This is a genomic window from Kaistella sp. PBT33-4 (assembly GCF_029194425.1).
Lineage (GTDB): Bacteria > Bacteroidota > Bacteroidia > Flavobacteriales > Weeksellaceae > Marnyiella.
In genome coordinates, this window is record NZ_JARFYL010000002.1 from 421,671 (window position 1) to 448,475 (window position 26,805).

General features: G+C 45.3%; 22 protein-coding genes. 6 read left to right on the forward strand and 16 right to left on the reverse strand.

The features are described 5' to 3' along the window. Position 1: 1 nt before the first annotated feature. From P0M11_RS04940 to P0M11_RS04970, 7 genes are all read right to left on the reverse strand, one after another. Positions 2 to 454, reverse strand: coding sequence for a FixH family protein (locus P0M11_RS04940; protein WP_275624702.1), 453 nt, complete (start codon positions 452 to 454; stop codon positions 2 to 4). Between the two features lie 11 nt (positions 455 to 465). After that, positions 466 to 1,914, reverse strand: a complete 1,449-nt coding sequence (gene ccoG, locus P0M11_RS04945; RefSeq protein ID WP_158063142.1) for a cytochrome c oxidase accessory protein CcoG — start codon at positions 1,912 to 1,914, stop codon at positions 466 to 468. 90 nt (positions 1,915 to 2,004) lie between these two features. Continuing rightward, the gene (locus P0M11_RS04950; protein WP_275624703.1) at positions 2,005 to 2,883 is read right to left on the reverse strand and encodes a cbb3-type cytochrome c oxidase N-terminal domain-containing protein; all 879 of its coding nucleotides are present in this window, start codon (positions 2,881 to 2,883) and stop codon (positions 2,005 to 2,007) included. A gap of 5 nt (positions 2,884 to 2,888) precedes the next feature. Continuing rightward, complete coding sequence (locus P0M11_RS04955; RefSeq protein ID WP_275624704.1) at positions 2,889 to 3,083, reverse strand: cbb3-type cytochrome c oxidase subunit 3; 195 nt, start codon at positions 3,081 to 3,083, stop codon at positions 2,889 to 2,891. Positions 3,084 to 3,107: 24 nt separating this feature from the next. Continuing rightward, positions 3,108 to 5,369 (reverse strand): cytochrome-c oxidase, cbb3-type subunit I, encoded by a 2,262-nt coding sequence (gene ccoN / locus P0M11_RS04960; protein WP_275624705.1) that lies wholly within the window; start codon positions 5,367 to 5,369, stop codon positions 3,108 to 3,110. Positions 5,370 to 5,374: 5 nt separating this feature from the next. Next, positions 5,375 to 5,578 carry a cbb3-type cytochrome oxidase assembly protein CcoS gene (gene ccoS / locus P0M11_RS04965; protein ID WP_275624706.1) on the reverse strand — a complete coding sequence of 68 codons (204 nt, stop codon included), beginning with the start codon at positions 5,576 to 5,578 and terminating at the stop codon, positions 5,375 to 5,377. A gap of 121 nt (positions 5,579 to 5,699) precedes the next feature. Beyond that, complete coding sequence (locus P0M11_RS04970; protein WP_275624707.1) at positions 5,700 to 8,087, reverse strand: heavy metal translocating P-type ATPase metal-binding domain-containing protein; 2,388 nt, start codon at positions 8,085 to 8,087, stop codon at positions 5,700 to 5,702. A gap of 91 nt (positions 8,088 to 8,178) precedes the next feature. On the opposite strand from P0M11_RS04970, the gene P0M11_RS04975 reads away from it, so the two are divergent. The 5 genes from P0M11_RS04975 to P0M11_RS04995 all read left to right on the forward strand — a co-directional run bounded on the left by P0M11_RS04975 (position 8,179) and on the right by P0M11_RS04995 (position 12,888). Next, on the forward strand, positions 8,179 to 8,892 hold the full coding sequence (locus tag P0M11_RS04975) for a Crp/Fnr family transcriptional regulator (RefSeq protein WP_275624708.1): 714 nt from the start codon (positions 8,179 to 8,181) through the stop codon (positions 8,890 to 8,892). 72 nt (positions 8,893 to 8,964) lie between these two features. Further along, a complete protein-coding gene (panB, locus tag P0M11_RS04980; RefSeq protein WP_158063149.1) occupies positions 8,965 to 9,780 on the forward strand; it encodes a 3-methyl-2-oxobutanoate hydroxymethyltransferase in 816 nt (271 codons plus the stop codon). Continuing rightward, complete coding sequence (locus P0M11_RS04985) at positions 9,781 to 10,107, forward strand: hypothetical protein (RefSeq protein WP_158063150.1); 327 nt, start codon at positions 9,781 to 9,783, stop codon at positions 10,105 to 10,107. A gap of 119 nt (positions 10,108 to 10,226) precedes the next feature. Beyond that, complete coding sequence (locus P0M11_RS04990; RefSeq protein ID WP_275624709.1) at positions 10,227 to 10,931, forward strand: RNA pseudouridine synthase; 705 nt, start codon at positions 10,227 to 10,229, stop codon at positions 10,929 to 10,931. A 142-nt stretch (positions 10,932 to 11,073) separates the two neighbouring features. Next, a complete protein-coding gene (locus P0M11_RS04995; protein WP_275624710.1) occupies positions 11,074 to 12,888 on the forward strand; it encodes a T9SS type A sorting domain-containing protein in 1,815 nt (604 codons plus the stop codon). A 567-nt stretch (positions 12,889 to 13,455) separates the two neighbouring features. On the opposite strand, the gene P0M11_RS05000 is transcribed toward P0M11_RS04995, so the two are convergent. The 8 genes from P0M11_RS05000 to P0M11_RS05035 all read right to left on the reverse strand — a co-directional run bounded on the left by P0M11_RS05000 (position 13,456) and on the right by P0M11_RS05035 (position 25,349). Next, a complete protein-coding gene (locus P0M11_RS05000; RefSeq protein ID WP_275624711.1) occupies positions 13,456 to 15,738 on the reverse strand; it encodes an aconitate hydratase in 2,283 nt (760 codons plus the stop codon). A gap of 147 nt (positions 15,739 to 15,885) precedes the next feature. Next, positions 15,886 to 16,890, reverse strand: a complete 1,005-nt coding sequence (locus P0M11_RS05005) for a cation diffusion facilitator family transporter (protein WP_275624712.1) — start codon at positions 16,888 to 16,890, stop codon at positions 15,886 to 15,888. Between the two features lie 69 nt (positions 16,891 to 16,959). Continuing rightward, positions 16,960 to 17,952: an aspartate-semialdehyde dehydrogenase gene (locus tag P0M11_RS05010; protein ID WP_275624713.1), complete on the reverse strand. Its 993-nt coding sequence runs from the start codon at positions 17,950 to 17,952 to the stop codon at positions 16,960 to 16,962. A 214-nt stretch (positions 17,953 to 18,166) separates the two neighbouring features. Then, entirely contained in the window at positions 18,167 to 18,604 is a 438-nt protein-coding gene (locus P0M11_RS05015; RefSeq protein ID WP_158063155.1) for a hypothetical protein, read from the reverse strand. A 92-nt stretch (positions 18,605 to 18,696) separates the two neighbouring features. Beyond that, entirely contained in the window at positions 18,697 to 22,026 is a 3,330-nt protein-coding gene (locus tag P0M11_RS05020; protein WP_275624714.1) for a carboxypeptidase regulatory-like domain-containing protein, read from the reverse strand. A 224-nt stretch (positions 22,027 to 22,250) separates the two neighbouring features. Next, positions 22,251 to 23,114, reverse strand: coding sequence for a carboxylating nicotinate-nucleotide diphosphorylase (nadC, locus tag P0M11_RS05025; protein ID WP_275624715.1), 864 nt, complete (start codon positions 23,112 to 23,114; stop codon positions 22,251 to 22,253). A 10-nt stretch (positions 23,115 to 23,124) separates the two neighbouring features. Further along, entirely contained in the window at positions 23,125 to 24,723 is a 1,599-nt protein-coding gene (gene nadB / locus P0M11_RS05030) for an L-aspartate oxidase (protein WP_275624716.1), read from the reverse strand. Positions 24,724 to 24,728: 5 nt separating this feature from the next. After that, positions 24,729 to 25,349: an NAD(P)H-dependent oxidoreductase gene (locus P0M11_RS05035; RefSeq protein ID WP_275624717.1), complete on the reverse strand. Its 621-nt coding sequence runs from the start codon at positions 25,347 to 25,349 to the stop codon at positions 24,729 to 24,731. A gap of 117 nt (positions 25,350 to 25,466) precedes the next feature. On the opposite strand from P0M11_RS05035, the gene P0M11_RS05040 reads away from it, so the two are divergent. Continuing rightward, a complete protein-coding gene (locus tag P0M11_RS05040; RefSeq protein ID WP_275624863.1) occupies positions 25,467 to 26,318 on the forward strand; it encodes a GLPGLI family protein in 852 nt (283 codons plus the stop codon). Here the strand turns inward: P0M11_RS05040 and rnhA are convergent, their stop codons facing one another. Further along, positions 26,319 to 26,795: a ribonuclease HI gene (gene rnhA / locus P0M11_RS05045; RefSeq protein ID WP_275624864.1), complete on the reverse strand. Its 477-nt coding sequence runs from the start codon at positions 26,793 to 26,795 to the stop codon at positions 26,319 to 26,321. Positions 26,796 to 26,805: the final 10 nt, after the last annotated feature.

Consider the following 26,805-nt stretch of genomic DNA (forward strand, 5'->3'; position numbering starts at 1 on the left):
TTTACCATATTAAATCGTAATCCAACTGGTATTTTTTATCGGCCCTCGTCCAGAGCACGCGCAACACATAATTTCCTTTGGCAAGTACGGCCGCCGGAATAAAGAGGCTGTTTCGGCTGTCAAGGTCCATCTCCTTGATCACGTCCAGCTTTTGGTCTTCTGCACGGTGCAGGTCTATTGTGAACTGTGTATTTGTGTTGTTATAATCCTTAGGAAATATAACGCGGATTCCGGACTGGTCCTGTACGTATTCCGGCTTTTCAGGCAGGGCACCGGCAAGTGCCTTGGCATCTATGACATCCTGATAGGCGAGTTCTGCTTCATAATAATCATCTGTGATAAGCTCTGAGTTTTTCCATGTACTGGTGAAGTAGAAGATCATGGAAAGGATAAATATGATAAACAGCCCGAGGGCAAGGGCAACTCCGTGGCCCCAAGTGAATTTTTTAAGCATTTTTATTTTAGTTAAAACTGTAATTTAAACGGCCCCTCAAAATAAGTTTCGTATTCATCTATGAGTTTGCCTTCCGGATCGTAAATTCCAATAGTGATATTCTGTTTGGCCCTTGTAATTTCGTTTTCAGGGAATGAAACTGATACTGACCCTTTGGTCATTTTATCTTTATCTACCACTACTGTCTGTGCGCCGTTGGCAGAAACCGTACCGTGGTTGGGATTTGTAATCTTAAGCGTCACCGCTTTCTTATCGTTTGTCTTGTTAAGTAATGTGTAGTTGTATGTATTATAGATTCTGCCATCGCGGATCACATAGGATGAACCTACAGGCTTAATGAATTTGGCTTCCATTTCACCGCGGTTGTAAAGCAGGAAGCCAAGGAAACCGATAAGAAGTATCAGTACGGCTGTATAAGCTTTCATCTTGTTGCTGAAAACGAAGGGCTTCTGCTGTTCAATCTCGTCTTCTGTGGCGTAGCGGATCAGACCCTTCGGCAAACCAACTTTTACCATTACTTCGTCACATGCGTCAATGCAGGCCGTACAGTTTACACATTCCAGCTGCTGGCCGTCGCGGATATCAATGCCGGTAGGGCACACCACCACACACTGGTTGCAGGCAATACAGTCTCCCTTCCCCGCAGCACGTCTGTCTTCTCCTTTACGCCATTTCGCACGGTTTTCGCCACGTTTGAAATCGTAGAAAACATTAATCGTCTGTTTATCAATAAGCACACCCTGAAGTCGGCCGTAGGGGCAAACCAATGTACATACCTGCTCCCGGAACCACGCGAAAACAAAATAGAAAGCGCCTGTAAAAAGAATCATTACCAGGAAATTGGTAGGATTTTCGAAAGGTCCTTCACGCATGATTTCGAATACCCGACGGTATCCCACGATATACATGAACATAAAGTGGGTAATGATTACCGAGATCAGCGCAAAGATGGTCCACTTCAAACCTCTTTTCCATATTTTCTCTGTATCCCAGGCCTGGTTGTCCAGACGGATCTGTTTGTTACGGTCGCCTTCAATGGCATATTCCACTTTGCGGAATATCATTTCGAGGAAAATAGTCTGCGGGCAGATCCATCCGCAGAATATCCGGCCGAAAACCACCGTAAAGAGCAGAATGAAGACAATAGATGCAATTGCCCCCAGTGCCAGTATAAAAAAGTCCTGCGGATAGAAAGGTTTACCGGCAATATAGAATTCCCGGTCCAGAACGTTGATCAGCAGTAGAGGATTTCCGTTGATCTCGACAAAGGGGATTCCAAAATAAATGATTAATAAAATAACTGAAACCAGATATCGGTAATTGGTATACCGGCCTCTGGGTTTTCTGGGATATACCCATTTTCTTTTGCCGGACTGATCCATGGTGCCTACAGAATCCCGAAAAGTTTCGGGACTGACCACCTGTCCCTGTCCGCCACTGTATTTTGTATCTTCTGACATAATTTATATTTAACCGAAAAAACATAATCCGTTACCTTTTCAATGTTGAACCGATAACGAATTATGCCTATACTATTTCATTTTTGATTTTTATTCTTCCCAGTTGGCCGGGTCACCCTGTGGATCCTGTCCACCCTGTGCCGGAGTAACCGGTGGTTTTTCCTGGTTGATATGATACACATATGCTGCCACGTTTTGGATGTCGAAGCCGCTAAGTACACCATTTTTCCCGAACGCCTGCATGGTAGGGTTGTTTTGGGAACCGTTTTCAACCATGTGGAAAACGTTTTTGAAGAGTGTTTTCTCAGGTTGGTTAATCCAGAAATTATCTGTCAGGTTTGGTCCGATACCGCCCTTACCGCCTTCCATATGGCAGGAAATACAGTTTGTCTTAAAAACTTCTTCACCTGCGGCAATATTATCTGCCGAGTACACCGCGTTCTCAATTGTTGGCGGCGGAGTTTCCTTCATCCACTTTTCAATGCTTGCTATCTGCTCCTTATGCTCAGCTTCGTATTCCTTATATGGATCTGCAAAATCGGTCAGGAAATAGGAAGTCATATAAACGATACAGTAAGCTACGCCAAAGTAGAACAAACCTAACCACCATTTTGGCAACTGGTTGTCCAGTTCCATAATACCGTCAAAGCCGTGGTCGATCAGAATATCCTTCTCTACAGTACTGGACTGTTTCTTAAAGGCGGCATCATAGAGTCTTTTGAAATAAGGTGTATTCTTCCCTTCCAGGTATACCCTTTGCTCATCCGGGCTCAGTTTTTTGAACTGATCATTCTCGATAAGGTCTCCAATCGCACTGTGAATAAATGCCATTACAATACTTATAATCGCAGTTCCCCAGAAATAAGGCGAAGTGATAAAGGAGGTGTTCTGTACAAACATATAGTACAGTATAAAGAAGATTGTCAGTATTATCAGGATATTAATATAAACCGGCGTTCTATGTTTCATGATATTTAGTTTTGTGTATTAAAAGGTTGATCGTCGTCTAAGGGTGCGTTTTCCTCTTCCTGGTAGTGTTTCTTTGGCCTGCTGAATACATAGAATACAAGGCCGAGGAAGAATACCATAAGGAGCAGCAATGAAATGATCTGGAGCCAAGTAGCGCCGTCGTCATTTGCCATTATATCCTTTAAACTTTGAGGTATCATAATACTTGAATTTTGCGTTACCTGTTAATCGATACTGGCAGTTTTAATTTCAGTCGTTTTAATATCCGTTCCCAATCTCTGAAGGTATGCAATCAGCGCGATGATTTCCTTCTTCTCAAGTTCTCCTGCCGGTCTCTGTGCATAAGCCGCTTTCAAATCGGGTGCTTCATTATAGATTTCCTGTACAATCATAGCCGCCTGAGAATTTGCCCACTGATCTGCAGAATCAATTTCAGGTTTGGTATAAGGAACATCGAACACATTCTTCATCAGATTCAGTTTCGCTGTCATGTTGGAGCGGTCCAGGTCATTGGTAATTAACCATGGGTAACGTGGCATAATGGATCCTGCAGATGTAGACCTTGGGTTATACATATGCTTGTAGTGCCATGAACTTGGGTTTTTACCACCCTGTCTGTGTAAATCCGGACCGGTTCTTTTTGAACCCCAAAGGAACGGACGGTCGTACACGAATTCTCCCGCTTTGGAATACTGTCCGTTCTTACCGTTGAAACGTACTACCTCGTCACGGAAAGGACGGATCATCTGTGAGTGACATGCATTACATCCTTCGCGGATATACAGGTCACGGCCTTCAAGTTCCAAAGGAGAGTAAGGTTTTACCGCCGAGATGGTAGGTACATTTTCCTTAATGGTTAGGGTAGGGATGATCTGTACCGCACCACCAATTGCCACTGCAATAAATGACAGGATAGCAAGGTATACAGGCATTCTTTCCAGCCAAAGGTGTGCACCTTCGCCTTCTTTTCTCTTGTTGCTGATGTTTCCGAGTGGGGGTGCTTCTGCAGGAACCTCTTTTTGGAAGGATCCCTGTCTTACTGTCTTTACAACGTTCACTGCCATAAGGAGTGCACCAACAAGGTAAAGAGATCCACCTACAAATCTCATGATATAGTAAGGGATAATCGCTGTTACGGTATCAAGCCACTGCTTATATACAAGTGTTCCGTCCGGGTTGAACTGCTTCCACATCAATCCCTGGGTAAATCCGGAGATATATAAAGGAACGGCGTAGAAAATGATACCCAATGTCCCAAGCCAGAAGTGCCAGTTAGCCAGTTTAACCGACCACAACTTGGTTCTCCACATGATGGGCAGTAAGTAGTAAATCATACCGAAGGCCATGAAACCGTTCCAGCCTAAAGCTCCAATGTGAACGTGACCAATAACCCAGTCGGTATAGTGACCGATCTTGTTTAATGTTTTTGTTGCTAAAAGCGGTCCTTCAAAGGTGGCCATACCGTAGCAGGTAATTGCAACTACGAAGAATTTCAGCACAGGATTTTCCCTAACCTTATCCCAGGCACCTCTAAGTGTAAGAAGTCCGTTAAGCATACCTCCCCAGGACGGTGCAATAAGCATGATGGAGAAACCGGTAGCCAGAGCCTGTGCCCAGCCCGGTAAAGCCGTATACTGAAGGTGGTGAGGGCCCGCCCAGATATAAACAAAGATAAGTGACCAGAAGTGGATAATGGATAGCTTATAGGAGAATACAGGTCTGTCTGCTGCTTTTGGCAGGAAGTAATACATCAGACCCAGAATTGGAGTCGTAAGTACAAAGGCTACGGCATTATGTCCGTACCACCACTGTACAAGGGCATCCTTCACACCGGCGTAAGCAGAGTAGGACTTCCATCCTGTAAATGACACAGGTACTTCAAGGTTGTTGAAGATGTGAAGCATTGCAATCGCGATCCAGGTACCAAGGTAGAACCAGATAGCCACATAAAGGTGACGTACACGTCTGATCGCAATCGTTCCAAACATATTCACCCCGAAGATGATCCAGATCACAGCGATAAGGATGTCGATTGGCCACTCATGCTCAGCATATTCCTTGGAGGTGTTTATACCCATAAAGAAAGTGATCACCACGGAAACAATCATCAGCTGCCAACCCCAGAAATGGATCCAGGAAAGCGTGTCGCTCCACATTCTTGTTTTCAGCAGACGCTGTGTAGAGTAATAAGCTCCTGCAAAGAAACCGTTACATACAAACGCGAAGATCACCGCACTCGTATGCAGCATCCGGATACGTCCAAAACCGAAGGCACCCTGGGAATTGATGAGACCCTGAATGTTTCCGGACGCCAGACTTTTAATGGTATCATCGTCTGTACCCAGGAAAAATTCCGGCAGCTCAGGATAAAACAGCATTAAGGCTGCTGTGAGGCCAAATAAAAACCCTACGATACCAAATATGACGGTTGCGTATAGAAAGGCCCGTACAATATTATTGTCGTAACTAAACTTTTGTGTTTCCATATTAACTAATCACTTTTTTCTTCTGTATTAATTTTTTTATTTTCTGTCTCTGTCTCTCTTTCCACCGGATTGTCACGGTCCAGAAGAATCCGGACGGCCGGCGACTCATCGTCTTCGAACTGCCCGTTTCTCGCGTTGTAGATGAAGATGGTCAGGAAAACAATCCCCACCGAGACGCTGCAAAGGATCATCAGATAGAGTATATCCATTTCAGAGGCAAATTTAAGGTAAATGAAAGGCCAAATTTAATGAAAAATAATGACATTAATCACCTCGCTATTAAATCAATTAATTTAAAAGCCGTCTAAATAAGGGCTGCTGCAAGCCGCACTATATAGGCCTTCCGAAATATTTCATACTGCGTATCCATGTGGTCCCAGAGGTAAAAGCTACCACGCTGATGGAGCTTATAGGCATCAGTATCGCAGCAACCAGCGGCGACATATATCCCAGCACCGCGATGGTAAGGCCTACCACATTATAGGTGAGGCTAATCGCAAAGGTGATTTTTACAATTGTTATCGCGTCCCGCGTAAGTTCCAGGTATTTATCCAGTTCCGCAACTTTCTCACCGTTCATGATCACATCGGACGAGGGAGTAAAGGAGTGTGTATCATCGGCTACCGCGATTCCTACATTGCTCTGTTTCAGGGCGCCGGCGTCATTCAGACCGTCTCCCAGCATAGCGACTTTCAGACCTTTGTCCTGCAGCTCGCGTATAAAATTCAGCTTGCTTTCCGGATCCTGGTTAAATTTCATTTCCTGAGCTGTCGGAATCATGCTGCGCAGGTGGGCTTCCTCAGAGGAATTGTCTCCACTAAGCACATGTATTTGATAGCTGTTCAATTTGCCAAAGAGCCCGGGCAGATTTTCGCGGTACTCGTTCTTAAAAATAAACCTCCCTAAGAACTCATTATTTTTGCTGATGAAAACCGCAGTCTCCATGTCCTGTGACTGCTGCCCGTTGAAACTTGCAGAACCAATTTTGTAATGTTGCCCGCGTACCGTTGCGCTGTAGCCTTTAGACGGGATGTCCTGAAAGCCTTCTGCTTCAAAATAAGAATCTTCAACATCCAGATATTGGTACAGTGATTTCGACAGCGGGTGATTGGAATTTTTAAGCAGCGATTTCAGGTTGAGCAGGTCGGCTTCCGCGATTTCCTGCCCGGCATAAGTAATGCTCGACTTCTTGCTCTGGGTAATCGTGCCGGTCTTGTCGAAAACAAGAGTCCCTACCTTTGCTAGTTTTTCGATCGTCAAGGTGTCCTTCACGTAGAATTTATTCCTGCCCAGAATCCTCATAATATGGCCGAAGGTAAAAGGAGCCGAAAGCGCGAGGGCACAGGGGCACGCTACAATCAGTATGGCTGATACGACCTGCCACATTTTCTCTGCATCGATGCGGATCCAGTAAATTGCGGCCAGCAGCGTAATTGCCAGAATAATGATGGTGAAATACTTGCTTATGGTGTTCGTAAGTGTATCCAGACCGGTTTCGTGTTTTTTGAAGGCTTCTTTGTTCCAGAGTTGGGTTAGGTAACTCTGGTCTACATTATTGATGGCTTCTACTTCCAGGATGGAACCGATTTGTTTTCCGCCCGCAAATATCTTGTCGCCGGGTTGCTTCGTTACGGTGGCACTTTCGCCGGTGATGAAGCTGTTGTCTATATTGCCGGAGCCGCTTATCAGTATAGAGTCTACCGGTATAATTTCATGGTTGCGCACCATGATTCTGTCGCCTATCTTCAGTTCGGACAGCAGGATGTTTTCCTGTTTCCCGTTAAAGTCCAACCGTGTAACAGCGATAGGGTAAAAAGACTTATAGTCGCGGTCGTAGGAAAGTGCGCTGTAAGTTCTTTTCTGGAAAAACTTGCCCAGAAGCATAAAGAAGAGCAGTCCGCAAAGGGTGTCGAAATAGCCCGGGCCATAATCTGTTACGACTTCATATATGCTTCGGCCATAAAGAACAAGTATACCAAGTACAATCGGCACGTCTATATTGATGACTTTATTGCGCAAGCCGTAAACCGCCGATTTGAAATAATCCGAAGCCGAATAGAAAACAACCGGCGTGGAAAGCAGGAAAAGAATGAATCTGAAAAGATGTTTATATTTATCAAACCAGAAATCCGTAGAGCCCAGTATTTCGCCCGCATATTCCGGGTAGGAGAAAAACATTCCGTTCCCGAAGGCAAATCCCGCGATACCCAGTTTGATGAGGAGGCTTTTGTCCCAGTGTTCATCTTTGCGGTCGGCAGTTTCCATATTGATAACCGGTTTATATCCCAGGTTCGTAAGGAAAGTGGCCAGCTCACTAAGTTTCAGCTGATGATGGTTAAATGATATCTGCACCGTTTTCCTCGTAAAATTAACCTGCGAATAGCGGATCTCCGGTTTCAGGGTGTGTAGGCTTTCCAGCAGCCAAATGCAGGAAGAGCAGTGTATAACAGGAATTTTAAACGTAACCAGGGTGGTTTCACCTTCAGAAAAATCTGTAACATTAGTGAAGATTTCCGGGGTATCCAGATAGCCGTATTCCAGGGAGTTTTCGTCCGGCCTCACCCCGGAATTGCGGTTCAGTTCATAAAAAGTCCCGAGATTATTAAGGTTCAGGATTTCATAAACCGATTTGCATCCGTTACAGCAAAAAATTCTGCTGTCGTAGCTTATGCGCTCTTTTTCTGCAGGTTGCCCGCAGTGAAAACAATTATCTGACACAGTACTTTTATATATGACCTACAAAAATAGGCCAAAAAAGGTTGTCCCTACGGTATAAAAATCCTACTTTTGCTGATAAATATCATAAAAAATGTCGCAGGAAAAACAGGTGATTTTAGAGGCCAGCATCAGGGATATTTTCAGCAAAGAAAGTCTGAAGGAAAGGCTGTCTGCTGAAGATTTTGAACGATACCAGTCGGCTACTGAAACTGTGACCTATCATAAGGGTGAGATTCTTTTTGATGAGCAGGAGCTTCCAAAAAGTGTTTTCTATCTCCATGAAGGTACCGCCAAACTCTCCAAACAGGGTGCTTACGGCAAGGAACAGATACTTAGATTCATTAAGGAGGGAGATATCATCGGTTACAGATCACTGCTGTGCGGCGAAAATTTCCAGGCTAAAGCAGAAGCGATGACGGATGTTCAGGCTACCAAAATACCGGCCGACCTGTTTATGCATCTGCTGGAACACGACAGTAAGATGTCTTTTGTGATGCTTCAGAAAATAGCGTTCGAACTTGGCGAGAGTTCCAATACGGTAACCTTCCTGGCCCAGAAAACGGTACGCGAAAGACTTGCCGAAATCCTGCTGCTATTGGAGCAGAAACTCGGGACCGACCCGGAAGGTTTCATCAAGATCTCACTTACACGCGAAGAGATTGCCAACCTTATCGGTACCGCAACCGAAAGTGCCATCCGCCTGATTTCCGAATTCAAGCAGGACAGCCTTATTGAAACCGAAGGTCGCAATATCCGGATCCTAAACCACGAGAAACTCATCAAGTTGGGACATGTGGTTCTTTAACTGAGAGTCTGTTCACCTCAGGGCCCTGTGCCCAACTGTCCTTCACCGGACAATAATCCATAAAAAACAACCATGTCTGTACACTCAGAACTTAAGAAAATTACCACCGAAACTTTGCGGAAGATGAAGTTTGACGGTGAAAAGATCACCATGCTTACTGCATACGATTTTACAACGGCAAAGATGGTGGACAGCGGTGGAGTGGATTCCATTCTTGTAGGCGATTCTGCCGCCAATGTGATGGCCGGCTATGAAACCACTTTACCGATAACACTGGACCAGATGATATATCATACCCAGTGTGTGGTGCGCGGAGTGGAAAGGGCGCTGGTTGTGGCTGACCTACCTTTCGGGACCTACCAGAGTAATTCGGACAAGGCCCTGGAGTCGGCCGTACGTATGATGAAAGAGGGTGGTGCCCACGCCATTAAGATTGAGGGCGGTGTTGAGATCGAGAAATCCATTAAGAAAATAGTAAATGCCGGTATTCCCGTAATGGGCCATCTCGGACTTACGCCACAGTCCATTTACCAGTTCGGAACCTATAAAGTAAGAGCTAAGGAAGATGCCGAAGCCGAAAAACTTTTAAGTGACGCTAAACTTCTGGAAGAACTGGGCTGTTTCGCGCTGGTGCTTGAGAAAATTCCGGCGGGACTTGCGAAAAAGGTTTCCGAAAGCATTTCTATTCCAACTATCGGAATTGGTGCAGGTGCCGACTGTGACGGTCAGGTCCTGGTTTATCACGATATGGTTGGAATGAACAAAGGCTTTTCACCGAAATTTTTAAGACGTTACCGCGACCTCTATACGGAAATCACGAGCGCAGTATCTGAGTATGTAAAGGATGTTAAGTCCGCGGATTTCCCTAACCAAAACGAAAGTTATTAAATGAAAAATACCCAAATGATTCAGGGCATCCTGTCCATCGCAGCAATATTCTGCCTGGTGGTGGGCTGGTTCAATCTGTTTTCGCCGGAAATCAACGCCCTTCTGTCCCAAAAAATCTTTTATATCTTAATTGGAGCCAGTTTCTTCTTCCAGGCTCCGTTTTTGAGCAATCCAAAAATGCGCTATCCCATGTATCTGGCTGCAGCCTTCTGCATTATAGGTGCATTGCTTCCGGACAGTTTGAATCTTCAGTTCCTTAAAACCGCAGGTTTGTTTGGTGGTGTACTCCTGTCCATCTTCAACCGGCCGCGTCAGGTTCGTAACTAAAATTTGCCCAATCATTTTGTAATCAAATCAGGATATTACTGTTGTTAAAAGCAGCAGTATGTCCTATGTCGTAATCCGAAAACCGCCAAATTCCCGTACTTTTGCTTTTTTGAATGAATATGGGAAATGCAAAGCAGCAGTTTGAGGCTTCACAAATCGTTTTTGAAGATAATCATCTACTTATCGTCAACAAAGGAACGGGTCAGCTTGTACAGGGCGACAAGACCGGCGACCACTCTTTGCTGGACCTTATAAAGGATTTCATCAAAAAAAGAGATGCCAAGCCAGGTAATGTTTTCCTGGGGCTGGTGCACCGGATAGACAGGCCTACTTCCGGTTTGGTGATTTACGCCAAGACTTCCAAAGCGCTCACAAGACTGACCCAAATGGTTAAGAACCGGGAAATCAAAAAAACCTATTGGGCAGTTGTGCCCAAAGTTGAAATCCCCGAAAAGCAGCGCCTTATCCATTATCTTCAGAAAAACGAGAAGACAAATAAGGCAACTGTCTTTATCAAACCCACAGATAATGCCAAGGAATCCATCCTCAACTATCAACTGATAAAGACCCTGGACAATTTCCAGTTGCTTGAAGTTGACCTCGAAACGGGCCGTCATCACCAAATCAGGGCGCAGTTATCCAAGATAGGTGTTCCTATAAAAGGCGACCTTAAATACGGTGCCGCCCGGTCCAATCCGGACGGTGGCATTCATCTGCATGCGCGGCATTTAGAGTTTGAACATCCTGTTACCCATCACAACATTCGTGTAACCGCGCCGGTGCCTCTGCACGATGCGGTTTGGAAAGCTTGCGAAGAGGAATAAACGCAGGCGGGACTGAACGGTCTCTTTTCGTGGCTGCTATCGTGGAATTTAAATATCTTGAATTTATTTCATATTTTAAGCTAATTGTTTGCAGTGTTGGCATCATATGTTGTAATTTTGAATACAAACCAAAATTACAGTTATGAAAAAAATTTATCAATTGTGGTCCGGAAAATATTTCGGCCAACTAAAGAAAGGCCTGCTTACGCTGCTCCTTATCGGAATTTACAGTTCGTTTTTTGGGCAAGGCAGTGCCTACAGTTTTACGCAGTCCAACGGTACCTTTACGCCAATAACCGGAACGGTTCTGGGTACGGCAACCGGTAACACAACTACCACCAATCTGAACAGTGCGGTATTTGTGGCTCCCATTCCTTTTAATTTCAATTATAACGGAGTTGTATACACTACCCTCAATGTGTCATCCAACGGTTTCATCACCTTTGGTGCCACACCTCCAGCCACCACAACAACTACACCCATTTCTGGTACGGTAGCTTACGACGGTGCAGTATCGGCTTTCGGCCGGGACTTGAGTGGTGTTTTCGATGTCAACGGCGTTACCTCTTCTATAAGCTATGAAACCGTAGGTACCGCACCTAACCGGGAGCTGGTAATACAATGGAGTAATTTCCGGCCTGCCAGCAGCACCAGTACTACCAATGTATATACCACCTCATTTCAGATTCGCCTGGCCGAAACTACTCATGTGATCAGTGTGGTTTACGGCACCTCGGCATATACCGTTGGCAGCACCTCTGTTTCCGGTACAGCGCAGGTGGGATTACGCGGTCTTACAAATACGGACTTCAATAACAGGCTCAATCCTACAAGTGTGGAGTTTAATAATTCCGCAGCGGGTACAGCTAACAGCAGTTCACAGGCCTTTCATTCTATTAATGCTGTTCCGGGCATGCCATCTGCGGGCTTAACTTACACCTGGACTCCACCCAGCTGCTTCGCACCTGTAGGCTTAGGTACCGCAGCGGTTACAACTTCCGGTGCTGACATTGACTGGGATCCTTCTCCGGTTACCGGCGTTACTTACGATGTATATTATAACAACACGGGAACACCTCCCACAATAAGCACGACTCCGAATATAACAGGGCTTACGGCAACCACAACTTCATTGGGAGGACTTTCACCAGCTTCAATGTATTATGTATGGGTGCGGATAAACTGTGGAGGCTCACAGAGTGCATGGTCACTTATAACCTTTACAACACTTTGCGATATCCTAACCGGCTCTTACTTTGAGAATTTTGACGGTTATGCCGGAACAACCAACGGCAATGCAGGTGTGTTACCAAACTGCTGGACCAATCTGGGTACCACTAATGGAGGACATATTTCCAACAGCACCTCGCCCACAGGGTCCAATACTTTATATCTCTGGACTTCAGGTACTCGTATTGCCTATGTAGCACTGCCTCCAATGAATACACTGCAGTCCGGCACCTATAAATTGAGTTTTGATGCTTTCGCCAGTGTTACCGCAGGTGGTATACTTCAGGTGGGTTATCAGGATACCACCGGTAATTTTGTAGAATTAACTACCTTCAGCGTTCCGACCACCAATACGGTGTATCCGTTCACCTACAATCTGCCGCCATTACCTGCGGGAGTAACGCAGTTAGCACTTAGAAATCCGGGTACGCCTGCAAACAGCCTTTCCATTGATAATGTAGCTTATCAGCCACAGTCCCTGAGTACTGCAGAGGTGAAACGGAATAATTTAACACTGTATCCAAATCCGTTTATGGATGTAATTTACATCTCAGATGCCCCCAATGTGAAATCTGCGACGGTAAGAGACCTTTCCGGGCGGGTCGTGCGTACTGTCGATAAATTGGAGAGAGGTCTGAACCTGGGTGACCTGCCAGCGGGCATGTATCTTGTAACTTTAGAAATGAAAGACGGCTCTACCCAATCTTACAAGGTCATTAAAAAGTAATTCTTAATGATGGAGGGAAGTGCTCCAGAGCCGCAATCAGTGTTTTATTAATTGATGGAGCTTAATTAAGTACTTTAATAAACAGGATAAAAGACGACCGCAGCCATTGCTGCGGTCGTCTCAATTTTTTTAAAGCTGAACCGCGTCTTGCTTCGTACCGGCCGCATTGATGGCGTTGTGAAAGTGGTGCCGCACTTATTCTTTTTTCTTTTGCCTGGGTCTTCAGTTCACCCGATTTCGCTGTGTCCTCTGTTCAAACCTCCGTATTCTCCGTGGTTAATAAAAAACCTACTTCCTGGGGATGAAAACCCACTTTGTGTCCTTTTGAAAACCATTGTGCTCTTTGTGGTTAAATAAATCAACTACTTTTTCAACTCTGGCTCTTCAAAATATTTTGGGGTTGCTTCGCTACGCTTCGTTCTGGTCGCAATGAAGGAGTTGTGAAAGTGGTGCCGCACTTACTCTTTTTACTTTTGCCCTGGCGCTTCAAACCCAGTACATAAGCATAGTAAACAGAAAAGACCGCAACAATCGCTGCGGTCTTTCTTATAGGACTATTATGTACTGTTACATTGCTGCCTGTCTTGCTGCTTCAGCTGCAATAAGGTTGAGTGCGGATCCTGCTTTGAACCAGTCGATCTGCTGCTCGTTGTACGTGTGGTTTACCATAATGGTGTCTTTCGCACCGTCGGCATGTACGATTTCCAAAGTAAGTGGCTTGCCAGGTGCAAACTGATCCAGATCCAGGAAGTTTACGGTGTCATCCTCTTCAAACTTCTCGTAATCTGCTTCGTTCTGGAAAGTTAGACCTAGCATCCCCTGCTTCTTAAGGTTGGTCTCGTGAATTCTTGCGAAAGACTTCACAAGAACCGCCATCACGCCAAGATGCCTTGGCTCCATAGCTGCGTGCTCACGGGAAGAACCTTCACCGTAGTTCTGGTCGCCCACAACAATTGAAGAGATACCTGCTGCCTTGTAAGCTCTGGCAACCTTAGGAACTTCATCATATTCGCCCGTAAGCTGGTTTTTCACCTTATTGGTTTCCATGTTATAAGCATTTATGGCGCCGATAAGCATGTTGTTTGAAATATTATCCAGGTGACCTCTGTACTTTAACCATGGGCCCGCCATAGAAATGTGGTCGGTGGTACATTTTCCGAAGGCTTTTATCAGAACTTTAGCACCCGTAATGTTCTGCCCGTCCCATGGTTTAAAGGGTTCCAGCAACTGAAGTCTGTCTGAAGCCGGGTCTACCGCAACCTGAACATGAGATCCATCCTCAGATGGAGCCTGGTAGCCGTTATCGTCCACTGAAAAACCTCTTGGAGGAAGTTCAAAACCGTTAGGTTCATTCAGTTTAATTTGCTCACCGTTTTGGTTAGTCAGGGTATCAGTGATAGGGTTAAAGTCCAGCCTCCCTGAAATTGCAACTGCGGCAACCATTTCCGGAGAGGCTACAAATGCATGGGTATTTGGGTTGCCATCGGCTCTCTTCGCAAAGTTTCTGTTGAAGGAGTGGATGATTGAGTTTTTCTCGCCTTTTTCAGCACCTTCTCTGTCCCACTGACCGATACATGGTCCGCAGGCATTGGTAAAGATTCTGGCCGATTCAAACTTTCTGAAGGAATCCAGGAAGCCGTCTCTTTCTGCGGTGAATTTCACCTGCTCGGAACCGGGGTTGATACCTAAGATTGCTTTTGGCTTCACGCCTTTGGCAACAGCATCCTCAACAATTGAAGCTGCTCTGGACAAATCTTCGTAGGAGGAGTTGGTACATGATCCGATAAGTGCCCATTCCACATCCAGCGGCCAGCCGTTAGCTTCAGCCTTTGCTCTGAATTCGGAAACGGGAGTCGCCAAATCCGGAGTAAACGGACCGTTCAGATGAGGTGCAAGTTCATCAAGATTGATCTCGATAACCTGATCGAAGTACATTTCCGGATTTGCGTAAACCTCAGCATCACCGGTCAGGTGTTCTGCAATCTGGTCAGCAGCATCTACAACGTCCTGTCTGCCGGTGGCAGCAAGGTATCTTCTCATCGAATCATCATAACCGAATGTAGAAGTTGTAGCGCCGATTTCTGCACCCATGTTACAGATAGTTCCTTTTCCTGTGGCAGAAAGGTTTTGTGCTCCTTCGCCGAAATATTCAACGATGCAGCCTGTCCCTCCTTTCACAGTCAGGATTCCGGCTACTTTCAGGATAACGTCTTTTGCAGAGGTCCAGCCGTTCAGTTTTCCGGTTAATTTAACACCGATAAGTTTCGGCATCTTAAGTTCCCACGCCATTCCGGCCATTACATCTACAGCATCAGCACCACCAACACCTATGGCTACCATACCCAAACCACCTGCGTTTACAGTGTGCGAGTCGGTACCAATCATCATTCCGCCGGGGAATGCGTAATTTTCCAGTACAACCTGATGAATGATTCCTGCGCCCGGTTTCCAGAATCCAATACCGTATTTGTCGCAAACAGAACTCAGGAAATTAAATACTTCAGAGTTTTTGTTAATGCCTTCCTGTAAATCGGCTTCAGCACCAACACGTGCCTGGATCAGGTGATCCGCGTGTGCTGTAGATGGTACTGCCACCTTGGCTTTACCAGCCTGCATAAACTGAAGAAGTGCCATTTGCGCAGTAGCATCCTGCATGGCCACACGGTCCGGTGCAAAATCCACATAAGAATTACCTCTTTCGTAGGCCTGAGTGGCATTTCCTTCCCAAAGGTGTGTATAAAGGATTTTTTCAGAAAGTGTTAGTGGCTTACCTACGGCTGCTCTTGCTGCGGCAACTCTCTCAGGATAACGCTCATACACTTTTTTGATCATATCAAGGTCGAATGTCATATCTGTATGTTTTATTTGAAAATTTAGAAACCCAAATTTACGAATTTTTAAGTTTAAAACAGTTTATACCCATTTAGAATAAGTATAAATAGAATGCAGCGAATCTATGGTGACTGCCTGAGGAACGCAATTGACGATGGTCCAGTTCTAAGTTGAGGCATTATGCTTGTCTGTCTGCGCGATATTTTCTGAATTCCATTCTATTTTTTTCACGAAGGTATTCTGGCGCACCGGGCATTCCCACAATTCGCAGATCTCACATGAGAATGGTTTGCAGTCGTCCATATGAAAGTTGAACTCAATTCGCCTTGAAGAGTTTTCGGCAATGAGTTTTACAGCGTCCTCCATCTGTTGGTGGGCTTCCCTAAGTTCCAGGTACCAGGGCAGGGTGAGGTGTGCGTCTATGTGCAGGCCGCTGCCGTGCTGCTGGATCCGCGTGTTATGGAGGTCTATCCACTGCGGCCGCCGGTTGTCATTCATCACTTTGGCCAGTTTTGCAAGCATTCCTAAGTCAGCTTCGTCCATAATTCCGCTCAGTGCCCTGCGGATAATCCTGTAACCGATGAAGATTATATAAACTCCGAAAATAAATGCCACGGCGGCATCCAGCCAATAGATTTTTGTATAGTATACGAGAATCATACTTAATACGACACCTACTGTGGTTATGGTATCGCTCTGGAGATGTTTTCCCGAACTCTGGAGAACGGGCGAATTCTCCTTCAGCCCCTTCCGGTAGGAAATGTATCCCATCAGGTAATTGATTCCGGCGGTTACAGCGATGATTAGGATTCCCCAATCCAGTTGTTTGGGAATATTACCGTGCAGAAGTGAATCGGCGGCTTCCACAATGATAATGATACCGGCAAAGATAATCAGCGCTCCCTCTACGCCGGACGTTACAAATTCAACCTTGCCGTGCCCGTAGGGATGCTCAACATCTTTCGGTTTGGCTGCCAGGTAAAGTGAGTACAGACCCATGAATCCTGCCACAATATTCACGATGCTTTCCATGGCATCGGAAAATACCGCATCCGAATTGGTGAGGTGCCATGCCACCAGTTTGGCGACAAACAGGACAATACCCACCAAAGCCACATTCCTCTGGAAGGCAAAGTTTTTCCTGGGTGAATCTTGAATTTCTGACTTCATATTACATATCGATAAGGCTGAATGTTTGAGCCTTCTAATAAAAAATGCTCACCTGAGTGAGCATTCATTTTAAACTAATTTATTTTCTACCAGGTATTCTGCTATCTGCACCGCATTGGTGGCGGCACCTTTTCGCAGATTATCGGCCACGATCCAGAGATTGAGGGTATTTGGTTGAGAGGAATCGCGCCGGATCCTTCCTACGAACACTTCATCTTTACCTTCGGCCAGTAGCGGCATGGGATAGATATTATTTTTTACATCGTCTAAAACAATAACACCCGCAGTTTCGGACAGGATTCTTTTGACTTCATCCAAATCAAACTCGATTTCAAACTCAATATTTACACTTTCGGAATGCCCGCCCTGCACAGGCACGCGCACGGCTGTTGCTGTAAGGCTGAAACCGGAATCGCCCATAATCTTTTTGGGTTCGGTCATCAGTTTGATTTCTTCCTTGGTGTAATCATCATCAGCAAAAACATCACAGTGAGGCAGCGCATTCTGAAATATCCGGTAAGGATAGACGGTTGGTACATTCCCGCTGTTCAGGATTTCGGAATTCAACTGGTCTACAGCATTCTTGCCTGTTCCGGTAACCGACTGGTAAGTGGATACCACCACTCTTTTTAAATTATATTTAAGATTAAGTGGGTGAAGTACCATGACCAGCTGGATGGTGGAGCAGTTCGGGTTGGCAATGATGCGGTCCTCTTTTGTAAGTGAAGAAGCATTGATTTCCGGAACAACCAGTTTCTTATCTGCTTCCATACGCCACACGGACGAATTGTCAATCACAGTTGAACCGGCTTCAGCAAAACGGGGCGCGTACTTCAGCGATGTTGTGCCGCCGGCTGAGAAAAGCGCAATGTCGGGCCTCATGGCGATGGCATCTTCCATGGATACGATGGTGTATTCATTTCCTTTGAAGGTTATTTTATTGCCTACTGATTTTTCTGAAGCAACCGGAATGAGTTCGGAAACGGGAAAGTTCCTTTCTTCCAGAACCTTCAGCATCACCTGTCCTACCATTCCTGTGGCGCCTACTACTGCGATTTTCATACTCTATATTGGTTCAAATTGTTTAATTTTTGTTCAAATCGTTCAAAATTGTTAGTGACGGTCCACTTCTTCATCATATCAACAAAACAGACTCTTTGTCATTCAGAAGTGATCTCATGAGGCTGAATATCTGCCTGTATAGATTCCTGCGGAATGACATAATACGTACCAATAAATGGATGGTGTCTGAACCATCGGAACAATTTAAACGCTGCTAAGCGCCAAAAAGTCTCTGCCACTGGAATGCCCAAGCCATCAGCAAGAGCGCAACCAAGCCCATAATTACCCAACCCATACGCAGGGTATCGTTTGTTTTGAATTTTTTATTCAGGATGGTAAGCAGAACTGCCGCAACAATCATAGCAAACGGATGTTCAACATAGGTGTTTCTGGCAGTGGAATCACTCATTAGAGTTCCGGCTTCGGTAGCAGCTTTAAAACCAGGTGAAAAGAAGAACAGCATCACCAGTCCTACAAGTGCCTGAAGGTGGAAGAAAATCATGGTGAACAGTGTAGATTTTCTTAACAGTTTTGAAATTTTTCCTGAATAGCCAAACATGGTAAGCAGCAGTGCCACAAGGAAAATGACTGACAGCAGAAGGATTAGATAAGCAAAACCGCGGTGTGCCTGAAGCATAATGTTGAAATCCATAATTTATTTTTTTTAGTTAATGGCAAAGATAAAAAAAATCCCGACCTGAGGCCGGGATTTGAGGTTAATTGCGGGTAGGAACCGCAGTTCTGTTAGAAAGAATATTTCATTCCGAACATGGCAGACCAGGTAGTAAATCTGGAGCTTGCCGCTCTTGTTGGAGAAGTGAGCAACTCGTTACCCGATCTCTGCATCTGGAAAGTTGGATCCGGCGAAAGTGCTCCCGTTCTGCCAAGGATAGCAGCACCGTAAGAACTTACGTTGTTGTCCTGGATTCCCCACTCAGAGTTAAGCATATTTCCGAAATTGATTACATCCAGCGTTAACTGTACCTTATCACCTTTCTGAATCATATTCTTGAATAGATTCTGGCTTAATCTTACGTCAACACGGTTCAGCCATGGTAAAAGGAATTTGTTCCTTGGCAAAATCTGTCCGCGGTATTCCTCCAGACCATTATCCTGTATGAACTTATCAAAAGCTTCCCTTTGCTGAGCTGCGGTGAAGAGCACTGTGGTATTGGCTCCTGATCCCGTAGTAATGTCGGCAAACTTCATATCGGCTGTATTGGTAGGTATATAAAGAAGGTCATTTGCAAGTCCGTCACCATTTACATCGTTAGAGTAATAGTAGGAATATCTGCCCTGGTTGGCTCCGGAATAGTAAACACCAATTGTTGTACCGGTTGGTTTAAGCTCGTAAGATACGTTGGCAACTATACGGTGAGGCACTGCAAAGTTAGAGATGCTCAGGAAATCCTGATTTGGCGTATCAACAACCGGCGATGCCAACCATGACGAAGATGCATTGGAACCTGAGTTGGAAGACACTTCTTCAGCCTGAGAATAGGTATAGAACGCTGAGCCGGAAAGTCCTTTCCATGGACGCAGGTTTGCTCCTACAGTGGCAGAGAAGGCGTAGCCTTTACTGTCTGTATTTGTCAGGATGGTAGCGTTGTTCGCTCCGATTGCCGTATTGTACTGATAGGAAGCCGCGTTTGGATAATAAGCACGGTCTGCATAAGTCATTCTTTCAGAGGTCGGTTTTCTGTTGGCTCCAAACTGGAATACAGCGTTAACGTCTTTTGTGTACAGAAGGTCTGTACTTAATGTCAGCAAAGAGTTTGGAACTCTATAGTCAATACCTAAGCTGGATCTCCAAACCTTAGGCATCCTGAAATCACTGTCTACAAGTGCGAAAGTACTTGGAGCACCGTCTTTAGGCGACTGGATAAATACACTTTCAGCACCTGCAGGAACATTATTCAGGTGATAATAGATATCCTGCGGCTGGAAGGTTACATTGTTAATCCATCCTGCAACCTGTGAGTAAGATGTAGGCTCTATCGTGTTCTGAAGTACACCGGCATTTGTTGGCATATTGGTTAACCATACAAACGGTACACGTCCGGAGAAGATTCCGCTACCACCACGGATGGTAAGTGTACGGTCGCCCATTACATCGTAATTAAATCCAAGACGCGGTGAAAGCATTACCCGGGATTTTGGCCAGCTGCCTGATGAGTAATGGGTAGGATTTCCGTCTTTATCCAATAGCTCCAGTGCATCAATCGCAGGGTTTGCTGTAAGTTCATTCTGGTAGAATGGCAGTTCTGCTCTTAAACCAAGAGTGAAGTTAAATCTGTCGCTAAGCGCGATTCTGTCCTGTACGTAAGCAGAACCCAAGCCGAAGTTAACGCGGGAATAAGTGTCCTGGTTTGCATAAGGATAAGTAAGTCCGAACATGATAGGCGCCACCTCATTAGGTGTACCCGTTGTTAGGAAGTCTGCAACAGAAGCATATCTGTAGTATCCGGTTCCCATACGCGTGTAGGAGTTACCGAATTTCTGCATCTCATAAGCTACACCAGCAGTAAACGTGTGGTTGTCTACATTGTAGGTTAGGTTATTGGTGATGGAGAAGTTATTGTTGATTACATCGTTCAGGTAAGAGAAGAGTTCGGTACCGAAGCTGATGTAGTTTCCGCCGGTAGGCGATCCGTCCCAGATGTCAACAAACGGGAACAGGGTATCCGAAGGAGTAGTCCTTAGGTCCTGGATTTTTGAATAGGTGAAAAGTAACTTGTTGGAAAGGCTTGAACTGAATGTAGAGTTAAGTTCAGCAGTAAGTGACTGTACTTTGTTTTCTACATTGAAGTTACCGTTCTCAAAAGTCATCGCTCTGTCGCTCACACGGCTCCAGGCAGATCTTGGAGACGGTCCGGAAGAAGCGTTTGCAACCTGCATGGAAGTTCCGTCTAGTACATTGTAACGAACAGCAAATTTATGCTTATCGCTGATGTTCCAGTCCAGACGTGCCAGGAATTTATCTCCCTGCTGCTGTGCCTCGTTGGCATAACCCTGGTATCTTCCCGGATCGTAACCCCAACGGTTGATCAGGTGGTTACGTACAGCGATAAGATCGGATTCCTTAACTCTCGTAATATTGTTTTCAGGATCTGAAACACCGTCCTGGGAAGCCTTCCAAAGATTCGCACCCGATGCGTTTCCACCGGTCATCGTCTCTCTTTCCGCGCTTATGAAGAAGAAAAGTTTATTCTGAACAAGCGGTCCGCCAATGGTGAAACCGTTAGTCATTTGCCCACCGGATACTTTCTCCAATTCATTGTCATTGATTTTCCATCCGTTCAGCTCCTTACCGTTATAATATCCGTATAAAGACCCGTGGAATTTATTGGTTCCGGATTTCGTAACAGCGTTAATCCCTGCACCGGTAAATCCGGACTGCGTAACGTCGAAAGGTGCGATGTTTACAGAAATCTCCTGTATTGCATCCAGAGAAATGGGCTGCGAGCTGCCTCCCGGAAGAAGGTTTCCGCTTAATCCAAATCCGTTGTTGAAGTTAGCACCGTCAACCTGAAGGTTGTTATATCTTGCATCTCTACCGGCAAATGAATTTCCGTTAGCTTGTGGTGTAAGCCTGGTGAATTCCGTGATACTGCGGTTAGCCTGTGGCAATTCCTGGATCTGCTTTTGACCTACATTGGTAGCAGCGCCGGTTTTGTTCACATTTACACTGCGGCCACCGGTAATAACTACCTCCGCGATATTTTCAGTCCTTTCGCCAATAACCGGGTTCAGCGAAAAAGGCTGTCCAAGCTCCAGGTATACATCTTCATAAACAAGCGGTGAATCACTGCCTGAAACAATTTCTACACGGTAAGGGCCGCCAACCCGCATGTTGGAAAGGTTGAACGAACCGGATGCATTTGCTGTAGCGCTGTACACAGTTCCGGAAGGAATGTGGGTAGCAGTAATTTTAGCACCGGAACTTTGCTTCCCGTCACGTGACGTTACAATGCCTGTCATGCTGCTGGTTGTAACCTGCGCGTGTACAGTTCCATAACCTGCGAATGCTATTGCAGCAATCAGAACGGTCTTCTTCAAAGGATTAAAATTCATATCAAATAATTAGAGATTATTATTTCTGCGCTGCAAAAATAATCTTTAATTATTTAAGAAGTATTAACATTGGGTTAATTATTGGAAAATAACAATCCTGTTAGCTTAAAATACTGATTAAGAGGAATGTGGCAAAAGGATACATGATTAATATCATGTTATGCACGCCATAAGGCATTGAATAATCATCAAAAAAAATAATATATAGGCGGTCTGTAAATAATTTAATCCTGAACGGCTTTAAGGCTTAAATCAATATTGGCTGCTGAATGCGTAAGTGCGCCCGCCGAAATAAAATCGACTCCGGTAGCAGCTACCCTGTGCAGCATATCCCTTGTAATGCCGCCTGAAGCTTCGCTCTCGCACTTCCCGTTAATTAGTTCTACAGCCTTAGCCATTGTTTTCACATCCATATTATCGAGCATAATACGATGAACGCCGGCTTTCAGTGCTTCCTCCACTTCCTCCAGATTACGTGTTTCCACCTCGATTTTAAGTGGCTTCTTCAGTTTCTTTACGTAATCCTTAGCCATCTTCACCGCATTGGTGATGCTACCGTTATAATCGATGTGGTTGTCCTTCAGCATGATCATATCATAAAGCCCATAACGGTGATTAGTGCCCCCACCAATGGCCACCGCCCATTTTTCACAGATGCGGAAGTTAGGAGTAGTCTTTCTGGTGTCCAGTAACTTTGTTTTCGTACCCAACAGCCGCGAATCCCATTCATGTGTCATGGTGGCGATGCCGCTCATACGCTGCATGCAGTTCAGCACCAGCCTTTCTGTGGACAGGATGGAACGTGCACTTCCTGTTACATATAAAGCAATGTCACCCACCTTTGCCTGCTGCCCGTCTTCAATCAGAACTTCTACATTGAGGTTCTTGTCGAATTGGTTAAAGATGATCTTAGCCAGTTCCACACCTGCCAGAATGCAGTCCTCCTTTACAAGAAGTTTCGCTTTTTGCTGAAGATCTTTTGGAATAGTGGCCAGTGTAGAGTGGTCGCCATCCTGAATATCTTCTTCCAGAGCATTTTTTATAAAAGTTTTGAGTGCTTCTTTGGTTAAGTAGGCCGGTTTTTTCATGCTTTTTATTTTAATCCTGAATGGTAAGCGGTTGCTTCTCTAAATCTTTATTGTAAAATGAACCTTTGTTCTCCTTCATCTGTATGGAATGTTTGATGATGAGGTAGGATATATTGACAAGGTTTCTAAGTTCCGACAGTTGTGGCGAGAGGATGGAGTAGTTATAAAGTTCCGTTACCGCATCAAAGATTTCCTGCTGCTTTCTTTTGGCCAGAAGCAGGCGTTCATTACTGCGTACTATGCTTACCAGGTCACTCATCATTTCCTGAAGCTGCCGGCGCAGGTAGGTTATGATCACCATTTCGTCCATCATCTTCATGCCAGCCTCGTTCCATTCCGGCACGGCTTTAAGGTCATCAAAGTTAAAATCGTTGATGGTAAGCAGTTCCACAGTCTTCAGTGCAGCTTTGTGACCGAAAACCAAACCTTCCAGCAGCGAATTGGAAGCCAGGCGGTTGGCACCGTGGAGTCCGGAGTTGGTGCATTCGCCCACAGCGAATAGATTTTTTATAGAACTTTGGCCGTCCCGGTCCACCTCAATTCCGCCCATCAGATAGTGGCAGGCCGGCACTACGGGAATAAGTTGTTTAAAGGGATCAATGCCTTCGCTCAGACATTTCTGGTAAATATTCGGGAAGTGTTCCACAAACTTTTCACGGTCCATTTCGCGGCAGTCCAAGCCTACATATTCATCTCCTGATATCTTAAGTTCATTGTCGATGGCTCTGGCTACGATATCACGGGAAGCCAACTCTTCGCGTTCATCGTATTTATGCATGAATTTTTCGCCGTTTTTCAGACGAAGCTTGGCGCCGTCGCCGCGCAGAGCTTCGGAAATAAGGAATAGCATTCCGTCCCGTTTGGAATATAAAGCAGTAGGGTGAAACTGATAATACTGCATATTGGAAACTTTGCCGCGTGCACGGTGCACGAAAGCAATCCCGTCGCCGGTGGCAATTTCCGGATTGGTGGTGTTCTTGTAAACGTGTCCCGCGCCGCCGGTTGCTACGAGGGTAATCTTAGCCGTGATTTTCTTTATTTTCTTATTCTTTGCATCCAGGATATAGGCGCCGTAGCAGGAAATATCACCTTCTACAAGTTCTTTGCCGGGTACATGGTGCTGTGTTATTAGGTCGATGACATAATGGTGCGGCAGCATTTCAATATTTGCGGACTTGGTGACGGTCTCCAGCAAAGCCCTTTCAATTTCGGCACCGGTGATGTCTTTATGATGTACAATGCGGTTTTCGGTATGTCCGCCCTCGCGTCCCAGTTTAAAGTCACCGCCCTTTTCCATGTCGAAGCGGGTGCCCCAGTCCACTAGTTCCTGAAAACGTTCCGGACCTTCGCTTATCACCATCTTCACCGTCTCCAGGTTGTTTTCACCATCTCCGGCGCGCATGGTATCGTCTATATGTTTCTGGAAATTATCTTTGTCGAAATCGGTAACGACAGCCAGTCCGCCCTGGGCGTATTTGGTATTGCTTTCGTCCTCATCGGCCTTCGTAACGATGATGATTTTGGCCTCAGGCATCCTTTCGGATATCTTGATGGCGTAAGACAGTCCCGAAATTCCGGAGCCAATGACAAGTACATCTGCTTTGATCATGTTTCCTATAAAAATTTAAACAGTTTGTCGTCCGGCTTCCGTACTTTTTTCATCCGCTGAAAATCATCGTCATCGGCACGGTAACCCAGCGCTAAGGTCACTGCAACTCCTTCAGTGCTGGTGTCAAGCTTTAAAATTTGCTCCAGGACCTCCTTTTTGAAACCTTCCATGGGGCAGGTGTCCACATTTTCCAGCGCGGCGGCAAACATCAGGTTTCCCAGGACAATATAGGCCTGTTTCTCGGCCCATTGCTGTACTTCTATATTTTGAGTGTAGGTTTCAATACCTCTGCGGAACATTTCCATACTTTCCACCGGAACTTCACGGACTTCAGATATATGGCGGAAATAGCCGTCTACATAATGTCCGTCCACTTCCTTTTTCGCGATAATAACGATAAGATGTGAGCAGGTTGAGATTTGTGACGGGTTGTGAAAGGCGGGAATCAGGTTGTTTAACATTTGCTGACTCTCAACCACTACAATTTTGTAAGGCTGCAAGCCTAAAGAACTTGCGGAAAGTTTCCCGGCCTCCAGAATATCCTTCACGGTTTCTGCGGCAACCTTCCGGGTAGGATCAAATTTTTTTACTGAATAGCGCTTCTGCAAAGATTCAATATAGTTCATGAAACAAATATAGGAATTGACGTGTAAGGAGTTGTTATAAAACAGATATTTTACAGGTTTCGAACGGAAATTTGCTAACTTAGAAAATTGGACACACAAGTGCCAGCACCTATTTCTATGATTCCCGTCTTTTTCCACAAATTTTATTCCGTAACCGACACCTTGTGCAATATCATTCTGTTGTGTTTAATTATGTTGGTTTCAGTTTCGGTTAAAGCACAGATGAGTGAATTTTCTAAAATTGAAGTGAAGTATATGACCACTTTTCTGCGCGACACAGCCGACGTGACAAGTAAAAAGCAGGAAATAACGGTGTTGCGGGTTGGCGAAAACAAGTCCATCTTCAAAAGTGAGATGAAGTTGGTTCGGGATTCCCTTTTAAACGAAAACGAAGCACAGGTTAAACGCGAGGTAGCAATGGGTCAGTTTTCATTCCCGATGCCCGGGAATTTGCCGCGGGTTTCCTTCAAACAGGAGGTTTACAGGAACGGAGAGAAGACCACTATTTATGATCAGTTAAGTTCAGACGTGTATTACTTTGACGCACCCCACGCGCTGAAATGGAACATCACCGGAGAGAAAAAAAAGATTGCCACCTACAATTGTCAGCAGGCGGTGGCTCGTTACGGCAACCGGGACATTATTGCCTGGTTTACCAACGAAATACCAATAGCGGAAGGTCCTTATACCTTCAAAGGGCTACCCGGGCTTGTGGTGGAAGTTTATGACTCTAAAAAGCATTACCATTTCAGCCTGATCAGTGTGAGGCAATGGATGAAACGGATGACCCCGCCGCTGCGCAATGTAATACCTGCCACCTACGATCAGTTCAGTAAAAAACGGCAGGAGTACCGCGACGATCCTACTGCATATGTGTCTCAAAACGGTATCAGGGTTCCGTCACCAACCAAAGAGATGCGTGAGCTGGCACGAAGAAATCATCAGGGAAATAATAATTTTCTGGATTAATCAGAAAAGTCCACCGTCCTTCTGGCTTTCAAAATAAGCATCGACTTCCAGTATGGGTGATTGGGCAGCTTTCACAGCCAGCTGGTCGCAGATTTCATTTTCCACATGCCCGGCGTGGCCCTTTACCCAGTGAAAAGTGGTTTTGTGTGTTTTCAATAACGGTACTATACGGCGCCACAGGTCGGGGTTCTTCACGTTTTTAAAACCTTTCTTTATCCAGCCATAAATCCATTTTTGGTTAATGGCATCGGAAACATATTTGCTGTCTGTAAAAATGTGGATGTCATTATCCGGCGACTTCAGTTTCTCCAGCGCGACAATCACCGCCATAAGTTCCATACGGTTGTTGGTGGTTAGGCGGTAGCCTTTGGAAAAACGCTTCTCGTAGTTCTTTTCCGGAACTTTCATCACAATACCATAACCGCCCCTGCCGGGATTACCGCTGCAGGCACCGTCTGTGTAGATTTCAATTCTCAGCATTTAATAT

Bases quoted from the DNA above. Each gene is read 5' to 3' on its own strand.
- P0M11_RS04940 (WP_275624702.1), bottom strand. From the start codon at position 454: ATGCTTAAAAAATTCACTTGGGGCCACGGAGTTGCCCTTGCCCTCGGG.
- ccoG (WP_158063142.1), bottom strand. From the start codon at position 1,914: ATGTCAGAAGATACAAAATACAGTGGCGGACAGGGACAGGTGGTCAGT.
- P0M11_RS04950 (WP_275624703.1), bottom strand. From the start codon at position 2,883: ATGAAACATAGAACGCCGGTTTATATTAATATCCTGATAATACTGACA.
- P0M11_RS04955 (WP_275624704.1), bottom strand. From the start codon at position 3,083: ATGATACCTCAAAGTTTAAAGGATATAATGGCAAATGACGACGGCGCT.
- ccoN (WP_275624705.1), bottom strand. From the start codon at position 5,369: ATGGAAACACAAAAGTTTAGTTACGACAATAATATTGTACGGGCCTTT.
- ccoS (WP_275624706.1), bottom strand. From the start codon at position 5,578: ATGGATATACTCTATCTGATGATCCTTTGCAGCGTCTCGGTGGGGATT.
- P0M11_RS04975 (WP_275624708.1), top strand. From the start codon at position 8,179: ATGTCGCAGGAAAAACAGGTGATTTTAGAGGCCAGCATCAGGGATATT.
- panB (WP_158063149.1), top strand. From the start codon at position 8,965: ATGTCTGTACACTCAGAACTTAAGAAAATTACCACCGAAACTTTGCGG.
- P0M11_RS04985 (WP_158063150.1), top strand. From the start codon at position 9,781: ATGAAAAATACCCAAATGATTCAGGGCATCCTGTCCATCGCAGCAATA.
- P0M11_RS04990 (WP_275624709.1), top strand. From the start codon at position 10,227: ATGGGAAATGCAAAGCAGCAGTTTGAGGCTTCACAAATCGTTTTTGAA.
- P0M11_RS04995 (WP_275624710.1), top strand. From the start codon at position 11,074: ATGAAAAAAATTTATCAATTGTGGTCCGGAAAATATTTCGGCCAACTA.
- P0M11_RS05000 (WP_275624711.1), bottom strand. From the start codon at position 15,738: ATGACATTCGACCTTGATATGATCAAAAAAGTGTATGAGCGTTATCCT.
- P0M11_RS05005 (WP_275624712.1), bottom strand. From the start codon at position 16,890: ATGAAGTCAGAAATTCAAGATTCACCCAGGAAAAACTTTGCCTTCCAG.
- P0M11_RS05010 (WP_275624713.1), bottom strand. From the start codon at position 17,952: ATGAAAATCGCAGTAGTAGGCGCCACAGGAATGGTAGGACAGGTGATG.
- P0M11_RS05015 (WP_158063155.1), bottom strand. From the start codon at position 18,604: ATGGATTTCAACATTATGCTTCAGGCACACCGCGGTTTTGCTTATCTA.
- P0M11_RS05020 (WP_275624714.1), bottom strand. From the start codon at position 22,026: ATGAATTTTAATCCTTTGAAGAAGACCGTTCTGATTGCTGCAATAGCA.
- nadC (WP_275624715.1), bottom strand. From the start codon at position 23,114: ATGAAAAAACCGGCCTACTTAACCAAAGAAGCACTCAAAACTTTTATA.
- nadB (WP_275624716.1), bottom strand. From the start codon at position 24,723: ATGATCAAAGCAGATGTACTTGTCATTGGCTCCGGAATTTCGGGACTG.
- P0M11_RS05035 (WP_275624717.1), bottom strand. From the start codon at position 25,349: ATGAACTATATTGAATCTTTGCAGAAGCGCTATTCAGTAAAAAAATTT.
- P0M11_RS05040 (WP_275624863.1), top strand. From the start codon at position 25,467: ATGATTCCCGTCTTTTTCCACAAATTTTATTCCGTAACCGACACCTTG.